The organism is Paraburkholderia oxyphila NBRC 105797 (assembly GCF_000685075.1).
GTDB classification, from domain to species: domain Bacteria; phylum Pseudomonadota; class Gammaproteobacteria; order Burkholderiales; family Burkholderiaceae; genus Paraburkholderia; species Paraburkholderia oxyphila.
This window is the reverse complement of the sequence record NZ_BAYD01000272.1, coordinates 1-1,339: the sequence shown is the minus strand read 5'-3', so window position 1 is coordinate 1,339 and position 1,339 is coordinate 1. Positions and strand designations below refer to the sequence as shown.

Annotated in this window: 1 protein-coding gene; it reads left to right on the top strand. The window is 58.2% G+C overall.

Features of this window, described 5'->3' with window-relative positions:
- Window positions 1–1,258 (top strand): type VI lipase adapter Tla3 domain-containing protein (locus BO1_RS48860; RefSeq protein ID WP_028223780.1); only part of this gene is annotated, 1,258 nt, incomplete at its 5' end.
- Window positions 1,259–1,339 lie beyond the last annotated feature (81 nt).

The following is a 1,339-nucleotide window of genomic DNA, read 5'->3' as shown; positions in this document are numbered from 1 at the left end:
TAAAGGGGAAAACTATTCGTCGATTTTGTCGGACGATCCAAAGCGGTATGGCGAGAACTCGGACGAACGCAGGATTTTCTCAGCGATTGCAACGGGTGCCGCTTTCCGGTACGTAGCCGGCGAAGCAGTTGATCACTGGCCTGTGCCGGTGATCATTCTGGGCCCCCCGAAGGATAAAGACAGTCCATACCGAGCTGCTTTCGAGATCGCAGATGCGCGGCAGAATGCAGGACTTGGCGTTACGGAGTTTCTGTGGCTGGATGACCACAACACCAGCAGCGCAGCGCCGGCGCTAACGGAGCTTTTCGATTTTTTCGACAAACACCCCGATGTGCCCGCCGCGCTGATCGTGAGCGAGGACGGGATGCAATACCGCTGGGGGCTGGATACACCCGGTATGCCCAAAGACCCGGCGGGTGCTTTTATACCGCCGGTGCCGGACAGCATGGGCGGGTTGCTGGTTGCCCGTACGGATCGCGTGGACCGTCTCGTGCGTCCCTATGCGGTCCCGGTTCCCGGCGACATCGACAAGACCAAGACGCAATACGACACCATCAAGCTATGGAATTTCTATTGGGAGAAGAGTAAGCAGTTTCAGGATGAAACGGTGAAAGCCGCTGGTGATCTTTATGGCATCAGCACAGTGAAAACCGACTGGTGGATATCGAAGCTGCCCGAACTCTGGAAGCAGATCGATAACAAGGGGCCGGGCGATTTCAAGCCGAGTCCGTTCCTGCCTGTGCGATGGGCAAACTGGCAGATCGAGGAATTCGATGAAGCGCCGTTGCTTGGCTATCTGCATCGCCCGGTGAATATCAAACTGACGGACGATCAGGGCAAGCAGCTCAAGCGGGCGGATCAGGTCAAGATGTTGCAGGCGGGCTGGAAGGACGCCATGGCGACGTTGCCGGCAGGCGCGAAACCCACCCGCGTGTTCTATGACACGACGCTCAGCCGGGAATGGATCATTCCACTGACACAGGCGTTGCATGGAAACGCACAAGGCATCGATATCGGCGAAGTCAAGGAGGGTTACGACATCGGCCGCCGGATTGGCAACATGGGTGTGAGTTCGGCGCTGGTGCAGATCTGTCTGGCGACCATCGCGAACTATCAGGAGGGCGGGGCAAGTGCGACGGTGAACCTGATGGAGAACGGCACGGCCAGCATCGTGATGGTGAGTCCGCCGGACGAAGCGAGCAAGGCGGACAACGCAAAGCACCGCGGTACTGACCCCTTCAAATACCGCTCGCCCTGACGATGGTGTAACGGCTGGGCGGGTAACGACATTGTCAGTACGGGCAAAGCACGCACTGGCCTTGAGGTCTTCGATATGGGT